17 protein-coding genes are annotated in these 18853 nt (G+C 45.0%); 8 read left to right on the forward strand and 9 right to left on the reverse strand.

Annotated elements, in window-relative coordinates; all coding sequences use genetic code 11:
* The first annotated feature begins 17 nt into the window (after positions 1 to 17).
* Positions 18 to 1277, forward strand: a complete 1260-nt coding sequence (rnd, locus tag ACFSKO_RS19440) for a ribonuclease D (protein WP_380255419.1) — start codon at positions 18 to 20, stop codon at positions 1275 to 1277.
* A complete protein-coding gene (locus tag ACFSKO_RS19445; RefSeq protein ID WP_380254792.1) occupies positions 1246 to 2352 on the forward strand; it encodes a M23 family metallopeptidase in 1107 nt (368 codons plus the stop codon). The genes rnd and ACFSKO_RS19445 overlap by 32 nt, the downstream gene beginning before the upstream one ends.
* Positions 2353 to 2378: 26 nt before the next feature.
* Here ACFSKO_RS19445 and ACFSKO_RS19450 read toward each other — a convergent pair whose 3' ends face one another.
* The gene (locus ACFSKO_RS19450) at positions 2379 to 4556 is read right to left on the reverse strand and encodes an RNA degradosome polyphosphate kinase (protein WP_380254794.1); all 2178 of its coding nucleotides are present in this window, start codon (positions 4554 to 4556) and stop codon (positions 2379 to 2381) included.
* Positions 4557 to 4689: 133 nt separating this feature from the next.
* Between ACFSKO_RS19450 and ACFSKO_RS19455 the strand changes: the two genes are divergently transcribed.
* Positions 4690 to 5199: a SixA phosphatase family protein gene (locus ACFSKO_RS19455; RefSeq protein WP_380254796.1), complete on the forward strand. Its 510-nt coding sequence runs from the start codon at positions 4690 to 4692 to the stop codon at positions 5197 to 5199.
* 64 nt (positions 5200 to 5263) lie between these two features.
* Here the strand turns inward: ACFSKO_RS19455 and ACFSKO_RS19460 are convergent, their stop codons facing one another.
* The 3 genes from ACFSKO_RS19460 to ACFSKO_RS19470 are packed head-to-tail and all read right to left on the reverse strand — an operon-like array spanning position 5264 to position 8383.
* On the reverse strand, positions 5264 to 5995 hold the full coding sequence (locus tag ACFSKO_RS19460; protein WP_380254798.1) for an HdaA/DnaA family protein: 732 nt from the start codon (positions 5993 to 5995) through the stop codon (positions 5264 to 5266).
* A gap of 13 nt (positions 5996 to 6008) precedes the next feature.
* Complete coding sequence (locus ACFSKO_RS19465) at positions 6009 to 7106, reverse strand: AI-2E family transporter (RefSeq protein ID WP_380254800.1); 1098 nt, start codon at positions 7104 to 7106, stop codon at positions 6009 to 6011.
* A gap of 38 nt (positions 7107 to 7144) precedes the next feature.
* On the reverse strand, positions 7145 to 8383 hold the full coding sequence (locus tag ACFSKO_RS19470; RefSeq protein ID WP_380254802.1) for a DUF2066 domain-containing protein: 1239 nt from the start codon (positions 8381 to 8383) through the stop codon (positions 7145 to 7147).
* A 255-nt stretch (positions 8384 to 8638) separates the two neighbouring features.
* Between ACFSKO_RS19470 and purM the strand changes: the two genes are divergently transcribed.
* Entirely contained in the window at positions 8639 to 9709 is a 1071-nt protein-coding gene (purM, locus tag ACFSKO_RS19475) for a phosphoribosylformylglycinamidine cyclo-ligase (RefSeq protein WP_380254804.1), read from the forward strand.
* A complete protein-coding gene (gene purN, locus ACFSKO_RS19480) occupies positions 9697 to 10344 on the forward strand; it encodes a phosphoribosylglycinamide formyltransferase (RefSeq protein WP_380254806.1) in 648 nt (215 codons plus the stop codon). Before purM ends, purN begins: the two co-directional genes overlap by 13 nt.
* A gap of 59 nt (positions 10345 to 10403) precedes the next feature.
* On the opposite strand, the gene ACFSKO_RS19485 is transcribed toward purN, so the two are convergent.
* Positions 10404 to 11447 carry a zinc-dependent alcohol dehydrogenase family protein gene (locus ACFSKO_RS19485; protein ID WP_380254808.1) on the reverse strand — a complete coding sequence of 348 codons (1044 nt, stop codon included), beginning with the start codon at positions 11445 to 11447 and terminating at the stop codon, positions 10404 to 10406.
* A gap of 228 nt (positions 11448 to 11675) precedes the next feature.
* On the opposite strand from ACFSKO_RS19485, the gene ACFSKO_RS19490 reads away from it, so the two are divergent.
* Positions 11676 to 11798 carry a hypothetical protein gene (locus ACFSKO_RS19490; RefSeq protein WP_380254810.1) on the forward strand — a complete coding sequence of 41 codons (123 nt, stop codon included), beginning with the start codon at positions 11676 to 11678 and terminating at the stop codon, positions 11796 to 11798.
* A 96-nt stretch (positions 11799 to 11894) separates the two neighbouring features.
* On the opposite strand, the gene ACFSKO_RS19495 is transcribed toward ACFSKO_RS19490, so the two are convergent.
* Positions 11895 to 13019 carry an aminotransferase class V-fold PLP-dependent enzyme gene (locus ACFSKO_RS19495; RefSeq protein WP_380254812.1) on the reverse strand — a complete coding sequence of 375 codons (1125 nt, stop codon included), beginning with the start codon at positions 13017 to 13019 and terminating at the stop codon, positions 11895 to 11897.
* 217 nt (positions 13020 to 13236) lie between these two features.
* Positions 13237 to 13659, reverse strand: a complete 423-nt coding sequence (ndk, locus tag ACFSKO_RS19500; RefSeq protein WP_380254814.1) for a nucleoside-diphosphate kinase — start codon at positions 13657 to 13659, stop codon at positions 13237 to 13239.
* A gap of 244 nt (positions 13660 to 13903) precedes the next feature.
* Here ndk and ACFSKO_RS19505 point away from each other — a divergent pair, with 244 nt between their 5' ends.
* Positions 13904 to 15817 (forward strand): ABC-F family ATP-binding cassette domain-containing protein, encoded by a 1914-nt coding sequence (locus ACFSKO_RS19505; RefSeq protein ID WP_380254816.1) that lies wholly within the window; start codon positions 13904 to 13906, stop codon positions 15815 to 15817.
* Positions 15818 to 15866: 49 nt separating this feature from the next.
* Here the strand turns inward: ACFSKO_RS19505 and ACFSKO_RS19510 are convergent, their stop codons facing one another.
* Positions 15867 to 16649, reverse strand: a complete 783-nt coding sequence (locus ACFSKO_RS19510; protein ID WP_380254818.1) for a substrate-binding periplasmic protein — start codon at positions 16647 to 16649, stop codon at positions 15867 to 15869.
* A gap of 269 nt (positions 16650 to 16918) precedes the next feature.
* Positions 16919 to 17755, reverse strand: coding sequence for a cysteine hydrolase family protein (locus ACFSKO_RS19515; protein WP_380254820.1), 837 nt, complete (start codon positions 17753 to 17755; stop codon positions 16919 to 16921).
* 186 nt (positions 17756 to 17941) lie between these two features.
* Here ACFSKO_RS19515 and ACFSKO_RS19520 point away from each other — a divergent pair, with 186 nt between their 5' ends.
* Positions 17942 to 18850 carry a helix-turn-helix transcriptional regulator gene (locus tag ACFSKO_RS19520; RefSeq protein WP_380254822.1) on the forward strand — a complete coding sequence of 303 codons (909 nt, stop codon included), beginning with the start codon at positions 17942 to 17944 and terminating at the stop codon, positions 18848 to 18850.
* The last annotated feature ends 3 nt before the right edge of the window (positions 18851 to 18853 follow it).

Below are 18853 nucleotides of genomic sequence, written 5' to 3' on the forward strand. Positions count from 1 at the left end.
CCTGAAGTTTGGCTAAAGTGAACGAAAAAAAATGCTTCCCGCATGTTTTACGTTATAATTGTTGGAAATTACAGGTTTTGCACATTGCTCTTTCTAAGCACGGATCTGGCACGTATAGTCCCGCCATGACATTGATTACATCCAGCAAAGAACTATCAGATCTCTGCCACGAGTTGGCCCAATCTGACGTCGTAACGGTTGATACTGAGTTTCTTCGTGAATCGACCTATTGGCCGAAACTCTGCCTTGTCCAGGTTGCAGATGCCAATCGCTTCGCCGCGATTGATGTGCTCGCGCCAGACATTGATCTCAACCCCCTCTTTGATCTGATGAGAAAACCTGATGTTCTCAAGGTTTTCCATTCCGCACGACAGGACTTGGAGATTTTCCACCTGTTGATGGACGAAGTTCCCCACCCGATTTTCGACACCCAAGTCGCCGCCATGGTATGCGGGTTTGGCGATTCCATTGGTTATGACAATTTAGCCCGTCGATTGGTGAATGTTGAGATTGATAAATCTGCCCGTTTTGCAGACTGGTCACGTCGCCCCCTCACACAAAAACAAATATCCTATGCCCTCTCAGATGTAACGTATCTGCGCGACATCTATGCCAAGTTACGTGAACAAATTGATAAAAGCGGTCGGGAACACTGGCTCAATGAAGAGATGGCTATTCTTGAAAACCCAGAAACTTACCGACAAGATCCAGAAACAGCGTGGCTCAGACTAAAAACCCGATCCAATGATCGCCATTACCTGGCAATCCTCAAGGAGTTGGCTGCATGGCGTGAAATAGAAGCCCAGCGCCGAGATACCCCAAGAGGTCGAGTGATCAAGGATGAGCAGCTCTACGACGTTGCTTCTAACCGTCCCACAAATGCGAAAGATCTCTCCAAAACCCGCGGCGTGTCCGTTGATATGGCCGAGGGACGTCTGGGCAAGGAGATTTTAATCGCGGTCCAAAAAGCTTTGGATCTTCCCAGAAAAGACTGTCCTGCGCCCAAAGAACGTACAATCCCGAATAATGGCCTGGGTGCCATAATGGATCTCTTACGCGTACTTCTAAAACAATCGTGTGATGAGTACGACGTTGCTCAAAAACTGATTGCCAATAGCAGCGATTTAGAAAAAATTGCTGCCGATGATAACGCTGATGTAAAAGCGCTCTCTGGATGGCGACGTGAAGTCTTTGGCGAAAAGGCTCTCAGGCTGAAAAAAGGGCTAATCGCCCTCAGTATCAAGAATGGCAAGCTTGTTGTGGAGGATCTCGATTAATTTCCGGCCGATTATTCTCCCCTACATTTTGAGCTTTGCCGCCGGACTATGTCTTCTTTCCGGCTCAATGGCACAGGCTGAACCTGAAGAATTTTCCGCGCCTTTGCTGGCCTTTCCCGTTGTTTGCGACACTTCAACAGATTGTTTTATACAGCACTACTTTGATTACGCACCAGGCCCAGAAGCACTGGATCACACCTGCGGCATACTTACCTATAACGGCCACAAAGGGATCGACATCCGTGTCAGTTCTCCAAAATGGAAAGAAACCGGCTTTCCCGTCATTTCGGCCGCCAAAGGTAAAATCGAAATCATCAAAGATGGCATTGCTGATCGCGCTTTAAATCAAGATGAAGTTAGGGCTGCACGCGGTCTCGCACCCAGACCAAGTAATTCAGTCGTTGTAAATCACGGTAACGGATGGCGGACACACTATGGGCATTTGCGCAAAGGAAGCGTGATAGTCAAACCGGGCCAAGAAGTCGCAAGAGGATCATTACTTGGTTTGGTTGGTTTGTCTGGTTCGACGAGCTTCCCTCATTTACATTTCCATCTCTCGTACAAAGGTCAGAATATTGATCCCTTTACGGGCATGAAGGGTAATGAAGGCTGTGAAGCTGCCGCCACGGGGAGGTCCTATTGGTCAGCAGATGCAAATGCTGAGCTAGGTTACCGTAACGGTGGTGTATTTAAGGTCGGTTTTTCTGACCATTCCCTGAGTTTTGAAGAATTAGACTCTGACCATAGCGAATTCAAAACATATCCCCCTGGTACAACTGAATTCTATTTTTGGGTCAATCTCTGGGGGATCAAGCTAGGGGATCAAGAAGAACTACAAATATTCAAACCAGACGGTACCGTTTTCAAAACGGTTGATACGGCACAATCCAGTCTCGTATTTAGTTTAAAAAACTTTCGCCACACCAGCAGCTTACCTTTTGCCCCGGGTCTATATCGGATCAACTACAAACTGCGAAGGATCGGAAAGAAAAATCTCTCCGAGGTTATCATTAACATTGATAGCACTATGGAAATCCTTCCTCAGAAAGAAATATTCACTTCGCCTGAGAACTAAGTCCAACATCGACTTACAAAAGCAGGTTATCGAAGGCGCTTAAGTCGAGGTGTAGCACGTTTTTCTTTCAGGGTCTTACCGCGTCCGGACAAAGATGGGTTTATCATAAAATAATTATGGGCAGAGAAGTTCTCATCACACAGCTCCTCCCTGTCATAAGTACCATCAGAGCTTAAGTTCCAGGATTGCGCAGTATCATTTAACGTCGCGATCATGACCTGTTCCAGCACCTGCTGATGCACCGTCGTGTTTTCAATCGGCACAAAGCTTTCAACGCGACGATCCAGGTTTCTCGGCATCCAATCCGCAGACGAGATAAAGACTTTGTTGTCACGGGATGGAACAGAGTGTCCATCACCAAAAACAACAATTCGGCCATGTTCCAGATAACGTCCAACAACACTCTTCACACGGATGTTTTCTGACAGTCCGGGCACACCGGGACGCAAACAACAAATACCGCGAACAATCAAATCGATTGAAACACCCGCTTGTGAAGCTTTGTAGAGGTGGTCGATTACTTCGCGATCCACGAGAGCATTCATTTTTGCCCAAATGGTGGCGGACTTGCCCTCCTTCGCGAGTTCGGTTTCTCTATCAATATGATTGAGAAGTTTCTGCCGAAGGGTGATGGGAGCATACTCCAGCTTTTCCATCGGCAGCGGCTTTGCATATCCTGTAATATAATTGAATAGTTTGGCTGTATCCCGGCAAAGGGCTGCGTCTGTACTAAAGAACGAAAGATCGGTGTATACAGTGGCTGTGATAGGGTGATAGTTCCCGGTTCCATAGTGAACATAGGATTTCAGTTTTTTACCTTCACGGCGTACAACCAAAGATATCTTGGCATGGGTTTTTAACTGAATAAAACCATAAATAACTTGTACACCCGCACGCTCCATATTACGCGCCCAGCGAATATTTCGCTCTTCATCAAATCTGGCTTTTAATTCCACAAGAGCCGTAACCGTTTTACCCCGTTCGGCAGCCTCAATTAGCGCCTTAACAATAGGAGAATCTTCACTGGTTCGATAGAGAGTTTGTTTGATAGATACCACGGCCGGATCGCTCGCAGCCTGACGAATAAACTGCACCACCACATCAAAACTTTCGTACGGATGGTGAACCAGTAAATCCTTTTCTCGGATTGCTGCAAAGCAGTCTCCACCAAACTCTCGAATACGCTCTGGAAAACGTGGAGTATAAGGTGAGAAAACAAGATCTTGTCGATCTTTAACCACCAGCTTTTTTGTATCGACAAGGCCGAGTAACCCTTCAAGAACAAAGACTCTTCCCTGGTCAACATCAAGCTCTCTCGTGACAAAGGCACGTAAATTACCAGACATATTGGCATCAATAGAAAGTCGAATACAACTCCCTCTACGTCGCCTTTTTAATGCGCTTTCAAAAACCCGAACCAAATCTTCGGCTTCTTCCTCTACTTCAATATCACTATCGCGTAACACGCGAAAATGCCCCACGCTTCTGACTTTAAATCCAGGGAAAAGCTGCGATATATGAAGGCGAATGATCTGCTCAAGACGGATAAAACGATGATGATCACCTGGGAGCCGGACAAATCTGCTCAATTGATGCGGCATTGCAATCAAGCCATTGATGAACTTGTCCTCTGATTCGTCCTCTAACTCCAAAACCATGCAAAAACCGAGGTTCGGTATAAAAGGAAAAGGGTGTGCGGGATCAATAGCAATTGGCGTAAGTATTGGAAAAATTTGATCCTGAAAATATTCAGAAACCCAAGCATGATCATCTTCACTCAGATCCGTTGTTTTAAGTAAATCAAAGCCAGTTTCACCCAGCTCTCTACTCAAATTCGACCAAATTTTTTGTTGACTGTGCATCAACTTAGCCGCCTTTTCATCAATGGCTTTAAGTTGACGTTCTGGTGATAGACCATCTTGACTTCGGTTGCTGACTCCGGCGTGTACTTGTCCCATCAAACCCGCGACACGAACCATGTAGAACTCATCGAGGTTTCCTGCCGAAATTGACAAGAACCTTATACGCTCCAGCAACGGGTGCGCAGGATTATAAGCTTCCTCAAGGACACGTTCGTTAAATGCAATCCAGGAAAGCTCCCGATTGATAAAACGATTAGGAGAATCTGCGGCAATAGACAAAACTTCAGTTTTCTCTTTGTCCTGTTTTCCTATTGAAATATCCTGAGCAACCTTAGACGGCATAAATTTCTCCACGTTATTGAACTTTAAGACTAATATATCGAAAGAATGAAAATATATATAAGTATGAACACAATCTTATTATTATAGTGCATGCTTAACATAAGACTAGATACAAATATTGATGTGACTTAAAATGAAAACAATTTTTATTGCCCGCCATGCGTCAACAAAACCACCTTTGAAAAACCAACATGATTCAGAACGTCCCTTAACAGTAAAAGGGCACGATGAAGCTCAATGGCTTGGACAGTTTATTAGTAATCAATCTCTGCCTTCTTTGATCCTGACATCCTCTGCCACGCGCGCTAGGCAGACATCGGGCTTGATCCGTGATATACTCTCCTCAGAGCTTTCAATAGATGTCCATCCGGAACTTTACCTTGCCTCTCCTCTACAAGTTTTAAAAAATTTAAAAAGTTTACCTACAACGCTCGAGACTTTGGTGTTGATTGGGCACAACCCCGGACTCAGTCAATTTCTACACGATATTAGTGGACCACGTTCACAAGAAGCAGCCATGAACCGTATTTACGGCGGCCTCCCACCTGCTGGGTTAGCAATAGTAGAGTGCCAAGTTGATAATTGGTCTGAGATATCAAAAGAGAGTACCAAGCTGCTCAATATTATTCACCCTGGAGAATAGGCGATCTCGCGACCTAATCCTATATCCAGATTAATCCTGCACTCCAATGTCTGTTAGACCCTGATTAATTCTGTGAATGGAACTTCTGTAAAATCGCCTTAGCAAAAGGAATGGTAATTTCCCGTTGAGACGCCAGCGAGGCTTGATCCAAATTTGATACGATTTCACGGGCAGCTTCAAAAGATCTATCTAATCTAAGGACTAGAAAGCGCAAGACTTCTTTGCTGATCGTTAGTTGGCGGTCGTAAAAGAGTTTGACCAACAGTGCTTCAAAAAGGAAATCATCAGGAGATCCCATTTCAAACGAAGGGACCGCCGATAACCGGGATGATAAATCAGGTAGAGACACCGCCCATCTTGCCGGGGCTTCCTGCCCCGTAAAGAGCATCGTCCCACCTTCTTCTCTGACAAAGTTAAACAAATGGAAAAGTTTGCGCTGTAACTCTGCAGAAATCTCTAAATCCCGTTCAGGGCAATCCAAAATACAGTTTTTTTGCTTAACCAAAAGTTCATCAGGATCATGAGATAGCAGATCATCCGCCGTGATAGAAATCGCAGCACTTTCAGATTGCCAAACATGGGCAAGATGGGTTTTCCCACAACCAGAAGGACCATAAAAAGCCAAAGCATGGCCCGGCCAATCTGGCCAACGATCAATCCATGCAACAGCCACCTCATTGCAAGGAGCAATAAGGAAATCTTCGCGGCCAAGCGCAGGACGATGACCAAGATCGAGTGGCAGTTGGGAACTATCCATACTTAAAACGACTGTCTTCAATTTGGAGGCTTCGATCATCAGTGTTCTTGATTTAAGAATCTTCGGGATCTGGGCCCTGAGCTTCATTGGGACGATTGATACCATAATAATACCGACTGTCCATATATTCACTCAAAGCAAACCGGACTCCAACCCCAATTACCGCTGCAACAGGAACCGCAAGCAACATTCCGACAAAGCCAAACAACGCGCCGCCAGCCAAAAGGCCAAAAATAACCCAGACAGGATGGAGGCCAATTTTTTCGCCGACAAGCTTCGGCGTAAGAACATTACCTTCCAAGAATTGCCCTGCAAAAAAGATAAGTGCAATAACAATAACAGGCGTCCAACTATCAAACTGGAAAAAGGCCAAACCAACAGAGAGGATGAGACCGATGCCGGATCCCACAAATGGGATAAAAGATAACAGGCCTGCAATCATACCAAGAACGAGTCCGAACTTCAGTCCTGCCAAGCTTAAGCCAACAGCATAAAAACACCCCAGCACCAAACAAACAGTTCCCTGTCCACGGATAAAACCTGCAAGCGTATCGTCAACTTGCTTAGCCAATTTACGGATTGTTTCCAGTTGTGGACGTGGCAACCAGCTATCGACCTGCCCTACAATTTTATCCCAATCTCTCAATAGATAAAACGTAACCACAGGAGTGATCACAAGCAGAGATAATAAATTGGCAAAGGCAACACCACCGTCCACAAGACCTCCGGCCAATTGGGTTAGCCATTTTGCTGTTGTTTTAAGACTATCTCCCAAGGCCTGCTTTAGATTAACCAGGCTTTCTCCGTCAACGCGATTTTCTACGACAGCAAGGAACTTACTAATCTGACCACGCGCAGCTTCCATTAATTTTGGTAAGCTTTCAACAAGATCAAGTACCTGCCCAACAAGGACAGGTACAAGTAAAACCAGCGCCAAAACCAACGTCAGAATGAAGACAACAGTAACAAGTGTTGTTGCCAGGGTTCTCGATATCCCTAGATTCTCAAGCTTGTCACAAACAGGATCCAAGAAATAGGCAATCGCCATACCAGCGACAAAGGGCAGTAAAACCGAGCTTAAAAAATATACACAAACCAAAAAGAAGATTAATCCAATTAACCAAAAGCGTATTTGTCGTTCTGCCGTCATCGTGTTCCCTCAAAACCCCAAACATAAAAATCTAACATTTATTCGGTGGTCATGCTTTCATTATCATTACTAAGGTCAATTTCCTGTGTCGGAACAGCGAGCTCATCGACGACAAAATCTTCAGAAAGAGTCGGGACTTCTTCCTCTAGAGGAAGAGTTAAACTCGAAGAAGCAGCTGGCTTATTTAGCAACCGTAATTCCCAAATACTATTTTCGTTCAACAACATCGCCAGATCTTTTTGAGCCAACGCTAACGTAAGTTGACGTTCATCCCCAGAGAAATAAACATCAAGATTGACCTGAGATCGATTGATTGAACGTGTATTGAGACGGTTAATCGCCGGAACGTCCTGAAGCCTGTTATTAATCAGTACCCAATCCTGTAATCCCTCAATAGGAACCTGAACCAGTATCCAACGTTCAATACCAAATTGGAGTAAATTGGCCTGTTTCCAATCCTGTTGGAGAGAACCATTAAGAGAGTTGGCTCCTCGTTCCAGCATTCCAGCCGTCGATTCTTCCGCTGTTTTCACAACCTTCAAACGATACGTTCTACCATCCCCAAACTTTCCAGTACGAACAGCCGATAGCTCCGCAGAGTTACTATCATTCGCAATATCAGCGATTGAGAGGAAGATATCATTACTTCCATATTTAGATGCCAGCTTCCAAAGACCATCTTTTCCAGCTAGAGCACCTTTGGCATCGACAGTACCTATATCTTGCAAGTCTCCCAACGGCATCGTCAAAGGAACAAGACCATTGGTTTCACCGAGACTACCCCAAGCCGCACGCCATTGATTCGATTCGCCCCATAAAAGAGACTGTTCCCCAGATTTTTGAATCGGTAAAACAAGGACGGGTTTACTGATAAGCTCTGCCAAAGCAACGCCTGTGTTGCGTAAATAGCCCCGAGTCCGCGATTCTTTAAAGCGCACAGTCATTTTTGCAATATATCGCACTGATGACGAACGCTCCGACGACAAAGAAATATCCAGGACATAATTCAAGGCATCTTTAGCACTTAAAAGCGGAACTTTTGCATGATCCTGTTGGGGAACAAGTCGTTCAACCAAAGCTTTAAAAGCTCTTTCATATCCTTGGCTTAAGGCTATTTTCTTTGCCTCAGTTGCCGATCCGGCCGATGCATCTATCTTTATATTTGTCACCGTATACACATGGTTTCCTGACCATGCTGGCGACAACGAATACTGCCCGACCAAAGCAAAAAAAGTGACAAGAAGTGCTGTTCTATTGAAAAAGCGGCGAAACCGCATTGCAAACCATCCCGGATTAAGTATCTTCCAAAGTTATAGAGCCTGACGCCAACGGCGTTAGGTAATGCCTGAACCTGATAATAACCCTGAACTGTGACCTTTATGAGAACCTCTGTTAGGATTCTCCGAAAGCCACCGGGTAGTTAACCGGCTAGAAATGATCCGGGATTATTATCAGGTTCAGACACTTGAGTACATTAATACTCGAAGTTACAGGAGGATACCATAAGTACCATCCCTAATAATCCTGAGTCCTTGAGCTACAAGGATGCTGGAGTTGATATCGATGCAGGAAATGCACTGGTAGAGGCCATCAAGCCCCTAGCAAAATCAACGACTCGCTCAGGCACCATGGCTGGTCTTGGTGGCTTTGGTGCATTTTTTGACCCCAAAGCAGCAGGCTTTACAGATCCTTTACTGATCGCCTGTAACGATGGTGTCGGCACAAAACTCAAAGTCGCCATCGAAGCCAACAAGCACGATACTGTTGGCATTGATTTGGTTGCCATGTGTGTCAACGATCTAGTTGTTCAGGGCGGCGAACCGCTATTCTTCCTCGATTACTATGCAACGGGTAAGCTCAGCGTTGAAGCTGGCCGTGATATTATTGCCGGTATCGCAGAGGGCTGCATTCAATCTTCCTGTGCCCTAATTGGTGGCGAAACCGCTGAAATGCCGGGCATGTACAGCGACAACGACTATGACCTTGCGGGTTTTTCCGTAGGGGCCGTTGAGCGCGGTCAGGCCCTTACAGGTGATCTCGTCAAAGATGGTGACGTTGTCCTTGGCCTTGCTTCCAGTGGTCCTCATTCCAACGGATATTCTCTTATTCGTAAAATCGTAGAACTTTCAGGATTGGCCTATAGCGACCCGGCTCCTTTCCAAGAAGGAGCTACTCTTGGCGAAGCCCTTCTGACGCCGACACGAATTTACGTAAAAAGCTGTCTCGAAGCGATACGCGCTTTTGGCCCACACGGAGAAGGCGTAAAAGCCTTTGCTCATATCACAGGCGGCGGTTTTACAGAAAACCTTCCCCGCGTATTACCGGAAGGTCTAGGCGTGACAATCGATGGCATCACATGGCCTGTTCCGCCCGTATTTAGCTGGATCAGAAAAGTTGGTGGCATTGATCCGCACGAAATGATGCGTACCTTTAACTGCGGAATCGGCATGGCCGTCGTTGTTGCCGCAGATAAAGTTGAAGCCGTTACAGGCATTCTTCAAGCTCAGGGCGAGACAGTTGTTTCTCTTGGGACAGTCCAAGCCCGAGCACAAGGTGAAGAAGCCGTGCAAATCGAAAGGCTCGCTGAAACGTGGCCCGCTTAAAAGTCGGCGTTTTAATTTCTGGCAGGGGAAGTAATCTGCAGGCATTGCTTGATGCCGCATCAGATCCGTCTTTTCCTGCTGAAATCGTTTTGGTTGCCTCTAACGTGCCTGGTGTTACGGGTCTTGAACGCGCTGAAAAAGCAAGTGTTGCCACAGCCACGGTCAACCATCGTGATTATGAAAACCGGGTAAGTTTTGATACGGCAATCACGCAAACGCTGGAAAAAGCTGGCGTTGAGTTCGTCTGTCTCGCCGGTTTCATGCGCCTTGTGACCAAAGAGTTTGTCGAGCACTGGCACAATCGGATGATCAACATCCATCCGGCTCTGCTGCCCCTCTTCCCAGGCCTTGATACCCATCAGCGCGCTCTGGACGAAGGCTGTAAACTCCACGGTTGTACCGTGCACTATGTTCGCCACGAGATGGACAGCGGTCCCATCGTCGGGCAAGCCGCGGTTCCCGTGTTATCAGATGATACAGAAAGTAGTCTCGCCGCCCGTGTACTGACTGCCGAGCATAAACTCTACCCCGAATGCTTAAGACTGATTGCTGAGGGTAAAGTTACAATTGAGGGAAATGAGCTTATCTCACCAGTTATTTTTCCAGAAGTCGGAATGATTTGTAATCCCGATTAATCGTTTGAGCTTATCTTAGAATGTAAGGCAGTCTTCCAAAGGCTGCCTTTTTCTATTTCTCAAAATCGATCGATAACCACCACACCACTTGGGGAGACCTTTGACATCTCCATCAGGACATCAGTGCCCTCTTTCAGGTCCACAGTTCTGTCGATGAGCTTTTCAGGCTCCAATTCGCCCTTGATAATCATATCCAACATCTGTCCATATTTATGTCCCTGCATGCCGTGGCTGCCATAGATATCCAGCTCCCGCCCGATCACGAGGCTCATAGGAATTTTCATGTCTTGGTGATCGCCTGCGGCCAAGCCGATCTGAACGTGGCGACCTCTTTTGGCTAAACAGGCAATAGAGTTATAAGCAGTGATCGGTGATCCCAAGGCATCGAGAGATACCTGTGCCCCGCCACCTGTAAGGGACATAATCGCCGCGACTACATCATCGACTTGACCGGCGTTTACAACATGCTCTGCGCCAAGGGCTTTGGCCTGAGCCAAAGTAGCGTCATTAACATCAATGGCGACTGTTCTAGCCCCAAAGGCCTTGGCAATCATAAGCGCACTTTGACCAACTCCGCCACAACCATGAACCGCGACCCATTGCCCAGGTTTGATCCCCCCTCTGTTCACCACACCCCGAAAGGCCGTCATGAAACGACAGCCTAAACTCGCTGCAACCGTATGACTGATTTGTTCAGGAAGAGCGACCAGATTAACATCCGCATATTCAACAGCCATATATTGCGCAAAAGCACCCCAGCCTGTGAAACCGGGCTGGAAATCATCATCACATATATGTTCGTTACCATTTCTACATGTCGGACAAATTCCGCACCCACAACTAAAAGGAACAATGACTTCATCCCCTTTTTTCCAGTGCAGAACATCTTTGCCCACCGCAACAATCGTCCCGGCACACTCATGACCTGGTACATGAGGGAAATTTGAGATCGCGCCATCATGTCCTACCCATCCATGCCAGTCGCTGCGACATACACCGTTTGCTTTCACTTCGATAACCACCCCACCAGTCGAGGGTACAGGATCTATCAAGTTACCAACTTTGATATCACCATTGAATTTTTCATAATAGGCAGCACGCATAGATATTCATCTTTATCATCAGGAGAGTGAGTCAAATTCCCATGAGCCTAGCCTGTCATTTTTCATTTTAAAAACAAAAAACTGAAATAGTTTTAAGCACGGCCCCCCCATAACATCTTATGCGAACAAGAGAACCCCCTTGAAAAGGTGCTATGGTCTGATAAAGTCACCACAAGATTGGCCTCTGGCCAAGATATATCTAATCGTGGGACAGAGGAATTTACCACCATGACGAATGAAGAACTAACGGTAGAACGTCAGCTTGGCTGGGAAAGATTTACCAAAGTAACAACATATTCCGTCGTAATCATTATGGCTATACTCGGACTTATGGCCATTACACTCGTCTAATAAAAACAGACTTGAGTTATTTGGTGTTATTGACGCAAAAAAGGAGGCTTTTCAGCCTCCTTTTTTTATGAGATCCACTCACAGTAATCCCAAAGCTTAGGACAACAATCTATCCATAACTTCAAAGAACCTCAAAACATCCCTCTCATCATTATAGAGATAAGGTGAAACCCGAATCCCCGCCCCGCGTTCGCTGACAAAGACATTATTTTCTGCAAGATTCTTTTGTAAATTTTCAGGGTGGTCATTTGGGAAAGTCAGGCCAATGATATGGCCAACCCTATTTTCGCCTACAGGTGCTTGCCATCCTCGTTCTAAGGCCATGTCCCCAACAAGATCAGTGAGCGGCCTGAGAGTTTTCTGGATATTCGTCACGCCCCATTGGCTAATTTGACGGGCTGATTCCAATGCCATTGGTAGATGTGTAAAAACATTTCGCCCCCCCATTTCATATCGGTATGCTCCAGATTTTGGAGTATAGATGCCCTTTACAGGGTCAACATCATCGCAGTTAAATTTACTGAGCTCGATAGCTTTACCTTCGTGATGTATAGAGGACGCATAGAGAAAGGCTGAACCAACCGGACTTAATAACCATTTGTACGAAGAGCAGATTAGAAAATCAGGTTGAATTGCCCTCACATCAATCGACATCGCCCCGATGGCTTGTGTCGCATCCACAACAAGTGCAGCACCAAACCTGCGACAATGTTCCCCCACTGCGACAAGATCAATCTTGCTACCATCTGTCCAATGGCATGCGGGAAGTGTGACAATCCCTGTTTTATTCGTAATTGCGTCAAGAATATGAGGCGTCCAGTTATAGTCTGCGGGACGAGATACTATGTTAAGCGATCCGCCGTTTTCTTTTGCTTTTTTCTCCCAGGCAATAACATTTGACGGAAACTGCCCTTCAAGCAAAACGATATCTTGTCCAGATTCTAATTTGAGGTTCTGTGCCGCAGTTGCCACTCCGTAGGCCGTCGAAGGAATAAGAGCGATATCCTTGGCATCCGCAGAGATCATATTTGCCAGCAACCCCCTTAGGTCGTCGGCACATTTACCCCAAAAATCAGGATCCAGCGTCCAGGGATGTAATTTAATATCCAGTCCCTTATCACCAGCTTGCTTGGCAGATTTCAGCATTGGTGATTGGGCCGCGCAATTCAGGTAACAAACATCAGAGGGAATATCGAAAAGAGATTTCACGTTATTAAGCATAAGACCGACCAAACATAAGTATCGCCTCTGTATTATCACTTGAGAGAAAAGGATTAATGTAACCAAAGAGGCTTTTTCAAAATCAGAATGATTGTTTCAATGCAAAGAGTACATTTAAATATTGTCTGCATACAAAATAAATGCAGACAATAAAAAAGGGAAGCCGAAGCTTCCCTTTCAAATTCAGATAGTCCGCATTTAGATTGAGCGAGGACTATTAACCAACGATTTCAGCGTCAGAGAAGAAGAATTTGATTTCTTCTGCAGCTGTTTCTGGAGCGTCTGAACCGTGTACTGAATTTTCACCGATTGAAAGAGCGAACTCTTTACGAATTGTACCTTCAGCAGCTTCGGCAGGATTAGTTGCACCCATAACTTCGCGGTTTTTTGCGACAGCATTTTCGCCTTCAAGAACCTGAACAACAACTGGCTCAGAGATCATAAAGTCGACGAGTTCACCAAAGAAAGGACGTTCGCTGTGTACAGCGTAGAAACCTTCAGCCTGTTCGCGGCTCATGTGGATACGCTTGGAAGCAACAATGCGCAGACCAGCTTCTTCGAACTTGGCGATTACTTTACCAGTCAGGTTACGCTTGGTGGCATCTGGTTTAATGATAGAGAAAGTACGTTCAAGAGCCATGTCAGGCACTCCTACTTTAATAAATGGATTAAAATTCGTTTCGCGGCGTTATACAGCCAGAGCGCTCGTGGGGCAACTCTAATTACATTACATCTTTGCATTGGCAGCCATGCGTTTGAAACACATGTCTTAAAATATTGAAAACAGAGCATAAAACCGTCCTAGAATTGTTCCGGATGCCCTCTTCACAAAATTCAATAAAAAAATACTTAACTCTTCGGCGCTTCAGTGATATTAAGCGCCCATGTTACATATCAAAAATCTTAATTATCGCATCGTAGGTCGCCCAATCTTTGATGGCGCCTCTGCTACTGTCCACAATAACGACAAGGTCGGCTTTGTCGGGCGTAACGGTACGGGTAAAACCACCCTACTAAAAATCATCTCCGGTGAAATTCCATCGGAATCAGGTGATATTAACGTTCCGAACAAAACCAAAATGGGTAAAGTTGCCCAGGAACTGCCTTCTGGAGAGGTCAGCCTCATTGACACTGTCCTGGCTTCTGATGTCGAACGAGAAGCTCTTCTTAAAGAAGCCGAGACAACGACAGATCCAACCCGTATCGCAGAAGTTCACGAACGCCTTGTGGATATCAATGCAGACACGGCACCAAGTCGCGCCGCCCGTATTCTAGCAGGACTGGGCTTTAATGAAGCAGCCCAGCAAGAGCCATGCTCGTCTCTATCTGGTGGGTGGCGTATGCGTGTTGCCCTTGCGAGTTTGTTATTTGCCGAACCTGATTTTCTTTTGCTTGATGAGCCAACCAACCATTTGGATCTAGAAGCAACAATTTGGCTCGAGGGTTATTTAAAGACTTATCCAGGCACTCTGTTACTTGTTTCACACGACAGAGCCCTACTAAATAACGTTGCTAACAAAATCATCCACTTGGAAAATCAACAACTGATTTCCTACACTGGTAACTACGATCAATTTGAACAAGTGCGTCGTGAACGATTAGAGCACCAAGCTTCGCAACATGCTAAACAGCAAGAACAACGAAAGCATATTCAAAGCTTTATCGACAGGTTCAAAGCCAAAGCATCCAAGGCCAAGCAGGCTCAATCCCGCGTAAAAATGCTCGAACGCATGAAACCAATCGCCGCCGTGTCTGAAGACAGTACTCTGGCATTTAATTTTCCATCACCACAAGAGCTTGCGCCACCACTCATCAATCTGGATCGCGTTGATATTGGATATGAGCCCGGCAAACCCATTCTTAAAAACCTTGATCTTCGCATAGATATGGAAGACAGGATTGCGTTACTTGGCGCAAACGGTAACGGTAAATCGACCCTTGTTAAACTACTTGCCGGTCGCCTTGAGCCACAAGATGGGCAGCTTTATAAATCTTCAAAGCTAAAGGTTGGTTATTTTGCACAGGATCAAGCTGAAGAACTAGACCTTGAAGCAACACCATATACCTTGATGGCGCGCCTGATGAAGGTTGGCACACCAGAATCCAAAGTTCGTGCTCAGCTCGGTCGTTTTGGTTTTGGTGTGAACCACGTTGCCACCAAAGTTGGTAAGCTCTCTGGTGGCGAAAAGGCACGCTTGCTCTTTGCTTTATCGACGAGAGATGCGCCACATATTCTCCTGATGGATGAACCGACCAACCACTTGGATGTCGATTCCCGTGAAGCACTCATCCAGGCTATGAATACCTTTGAAGGGGCCATCATTCTTGTATCGCATGATCCTCACTTAATTGAACTCACAGCTGACCGTTTCTGGTTGGTTGCTGATGGTTCAGTTCAACCTTACGAAGGCGATCTGGAAGACTATAAACGTCTCTTGATGGAACAGCGCCGTAAAGAGCGTCAAAAAACGCGAAAACTGAGCAACGATAAAACCACTGACGGAGAAGTTCCCCGTACAAAAGGGGTGAGCAAAAAAGAAAAACGACGTCTAGCTGCCGAAGCACGTGCTTCTGGAGGAGATCACAAAAAAGCTGTCCGACTTGCAGAACAAAAAATGGAAAAATTTCAGGTAAAAAAAGAAAAGCTAGAAGCCGAGCTTGCTGATCCTCTAATTTATCAAGGCGATAACAGCAAGCAACTCGAACTCACAAAAGAAATCGGGAAGATCGAGAAAGATCTAGCGAAAGCAGAAGCTCAGTGGCTTGAAGCTCAGGAAAAACTTGAAATTTCAGGATAACCCGAAAAGCTTTCATAGGCCGTGAAAATTCATTCGTTTAAGGTAATTTCTATAAATTGCCATCGAGAGAATTTGTTAAATATTTTGGGATGAGTTGTTCTGATAACTCATCCCTTTTCTCTGTAATCAATTGCCAGATCTTATCTCGAATATCAGGATGTTCATCAGAGAATAAATGGCTAAAAATCAAAAAATAATCTTTGGAAACGAGAGGGCGAAGAATTTTTTCAACACCAGAAATATTGTTTTTTTGTAAATACGCATCCGCGACGATTTCCTGATCAGCAACACCAGCAATTCGAGAATTACGCATTTTCAAAAAATTGATTGCTGTCGATTTTGTTTCTTCTACAGGAATACCTTTTTTCCTTAAATCATCGACGATAGAATATCCTGTATTAGCACCAATCACCCCCCTAAGGTTTTCAATAAACACTCCATTCCAATTCAAATCTGAACCAACGGGTTTGTAAAGCATGTACGTCAAAACAGCTAAGCGTCGATCTCTATCGGGAACATCTCCAACCATTGGATAAACACCAAACTTTTGGCGCTCCGGCTTAAAAGAAAAAATAAAGGCCGCATCCAGGCGGTTATCTTCGAGATCACGCAAGACTCTTTGACCTGGCATACGTATAAACTCAATCTCAATCGAAAGTTCGTTTGCAATTATTTCAAGAATCTCCACAGATAGTCCTGGTGGATTTGCCGGAAGGGGGCCTTGCCCGAGAAAGTACGGGTAAGACGAATTTTCATTGTACCCTATACGCAATTTCAAATGAGAGGCATTTGCCAGACTCAGGCCAAAGGTAATTGTGGAAATAAAAATCACCCCTCCACGAAAAACTCGATGAAATGTCAAATTATAAACATTGAGTACAAACAATAATGCTAGCAATATAAAACTCCCACAGTGCGAGCATTTCAATACACGACAAAGAAATACCTTTTTCTGATACTACAAAATACGACAAAAGATATTTCACTATTATTAAAGCAAGACAGTTTTTTAGATAAATTTAGACACCTCTCCATCTCGACTTATGAGATAGAGAGGTATTACATAAACTTTTAATTCAACTATAGTTCACAGCACTAGAATCAAGAAGCTGCAGCCCCAATTCGCTTTACGGTTTCTTCCGTGGTCCAAAGTGCGTTTGCGACATAACGGAAGTTAATAAGTGCAGCGTGATAACCATCCCCCTCCGGGAGCTTTGCCGCTGCAGTCGCATCGCGGACGACAGCAACCTCAAACCCTTGTTCAAGAAGGTCATAGAGATGCGCTTGGACACAAAGATTCGCAGACATTCCTGACAGAATAACCTTACTAATACCATTCTTCCTTAGTTGAAGAGCAAGGTCATTGTTTTGAGGACCGTAAATTTTATGTGGGCTTGCGATAATCGTTTTCCCATCCAAAATTTGATCTTTATATTCCGGCATAAAATCTGCGCCAGAATTATCAAAACCATCCAAATTTAAAGACCCCTTACGATTAAACATACCGATTTTGTGCATCAGCTTTTCTAACGGACCTTCAAATTTCCAACCATGATCAGTTGGATAATAATAATGAGGAGATATCGCCACAACCATCCCCGCTTTTTTAGCAGAATTAAGTAAATTTCCTATGTTTTTTACGACGTTATGTTCTGTAACACTTTCGCCGACAACGCCCCAAGTCACACCTTTATCACTTAAAAAATCAATCTGAGGATCAACGACAATTAACGCTGTATCATTCACACTGATCTCGACGTCGACAGGTGGCAGAGCTGGCTTTACCGGATCATCATAATTAGGATTACTTGACGCAGCGTGACTTACATTTCCAACGGAGGTCGCCGCAATACCCGCAGCAGCAAGGGAGACAGCCGCGCCACCAAGCATGGCGCGACGTGTAAAAGCTTTATCGTTATGGTCATGACTTTCGCACATAGAAAAGTTTCCTTATAAATCATCAAAAATAAATCCTTGGAAGTTCAAAAGCAGAACTTCGTGATGATATAAAAATAACCCTTCTCAAGTTCCCTATCGTCTTCAATGTGTTCTCAAACATATGCAGCACATAGGTTAGAAATTTCCTAGCTTGTTATTTCTCCGACTTGCACCAAATCTTAATGCATGACTATTGACCGTATCCTCGAAGCTATTGAAGTTGATCTTCAGCCCTTTGCATTTTGTGAAATCAAAGGAGCAAGCACAACGCTTGCCTTACCTGGGCAGACACAGGCTATTTTGCATTATGTCACAGGTGGTCGAGGCGATATCATCATTGGAAAACATTCCCCACAAAAGATATCACGAGGAACAATAATTCTATTACCTGCGTTTCAGCACCATCAGTTGATAAGTGCAACTGAGACAACAGATCCGCTCCCTCAATGCAGACCTATAGATACAGCTCTAAAACATATATTAGCTGGGCACGGCCCACAAACTCTCGGGGCTGTATGCGGCCTTGTTGACATTTCTTACCAAGGTATCACAGGCATTTTGAATTTAATCCAAGAGCCCTTAATCGAACACCTTGAACCAGGAGACCGAATAAGAAACGCCATGGATGAACTTGTTTTGGAACTCACGAACCCAACCATAGGCACACGCGCCCTCGCTCGATCACTTCTGGAGCAATGCATTATTATGCTCTTACGAAGACACCATAATAAGGGGCACAAATCTATCAATTGGCTCAACGGTGTGGCTGATCAACAGATGTGGACGATCCTTCAACACATTCTCGATACATCAAAAGAGGCTCATACCGTAGAAAGCCTTGCCGACAAAGCAGGTATGAGCCGTGCTCACTTTGCTAAACGATTCAAAGAAATCTATGGGACCGGGCCAATTGACCTTTTGCGCTCAATTCGAATGCGCAGAGCCGCCGAACTACTCTCAGGATCAGACCTCCCAATTAAGACTATTGCGTCAAAGATAGGGTACAAAAGTCGAAGTTATTTCACGCGGACATTCGAAATTGAGTTTGGAAAAACTCCTGACAAATATCGTAAATCAATGAATTCAACCACATAACTT

Source organism: Kiloniella antarctica (genome assembly GCF_042682825.1).
Taxonomy (GTDB): Bacteria; Pseudomonadota; Alphaproteobacteria; order Kiloniellales; family Kiloniellaceae; genus Kiloniella; species Kiloniella antarctica.

Coding starts and splice junctions, on each gene's coding strand:
- ACFSKO_RS19460 (WP_380254798.1), bottom strand. CDS start 5,995: ATGATCGAAGCCTCCAAATTGAAGACAGTCGTTTTAAGTATGGATAGT.
- ACFSKO_RS19450 (WP_380254794.1), bottom strand. CDS start 4,556: ATGCCGTCTAAGGTTGCTCAGGATATTTCAATAGGAAAACAGGACAAA.
- ACFSKO_RS19485 (WP_380254808.1), bottom strand. CDS start 11,447: ATGCGTGCTGCCTATTATGAAAAATTCAATGGTGATATCAAAGTTGGT.
- ACFSKO_RS19505 (WP_380254816.1), top strand. CDS start 13,904: ATGTTACATATCAAAAATCTTAATTATCGCATCGTAGGTCGCCCAATC.
- ACFSKO_RS19470 (WP_380254802.1), bottom strand. CDS start 8,383: ATGCGGTTTCGCCGCTTTTTCAATAGAACAGCACTTCTTGTCACTTTT.
- ACFSKO_RS19490 (WP_380254810.1), top strand. CDS start 11,676: ATGACGAATGAAGAACTAACGGTAGAACGTCAGCTTGGCTGGGAAAGA.
- ACFSKO_RS19495 (WP_380254812.1), bottom strand. CDS start 13,019: ATGCTTAATAACGTGAAATCTCTTTTCGATATTCCCTCTGATGTTTGT.
- ACFSKO_RS19455 (WP_380254796.1), top strand. CDS start 4,690: ATGAAAACAATTTTTATTGCCCGCCATGCGTCAACAAAACCACCTTTG.
- ndk (WP_380254814.1), bottom strand. CDS start 13,659: ATGGCTCTTGAACGTACTTTCTCTATCATTAAACCAGATGCCACCAAG.
- ACFSKO_RS19520 (WP_380254822.1), top strand. CDS start 17,942: ATGACTATTGACCGTATCCTCGAAGCTATTGAAGTTGATCTTCAGCCC.
- ACFSKO_RS19465 (WP_380254800.1), bottom strand. CDS start 7,106: ATGACGGCAGAACGACAAATACGCTTTTGGTTAATTGGATTAATCTTC.
- ACFSKO_RS19515 (WP_380254820.1), bottom strand. CDS start 17,755: ATGTGCGAAAGTCATGACCATAACGATAAAGCTTTTACACGTCGCGCC.
- ACFSKO_RS19445 (WP_380254792.1), top strand. CDS start 1,246: ATGGCAAGCTTGTTGTGGAGGATCTCGATTAATTTCCGGCCGATTATT.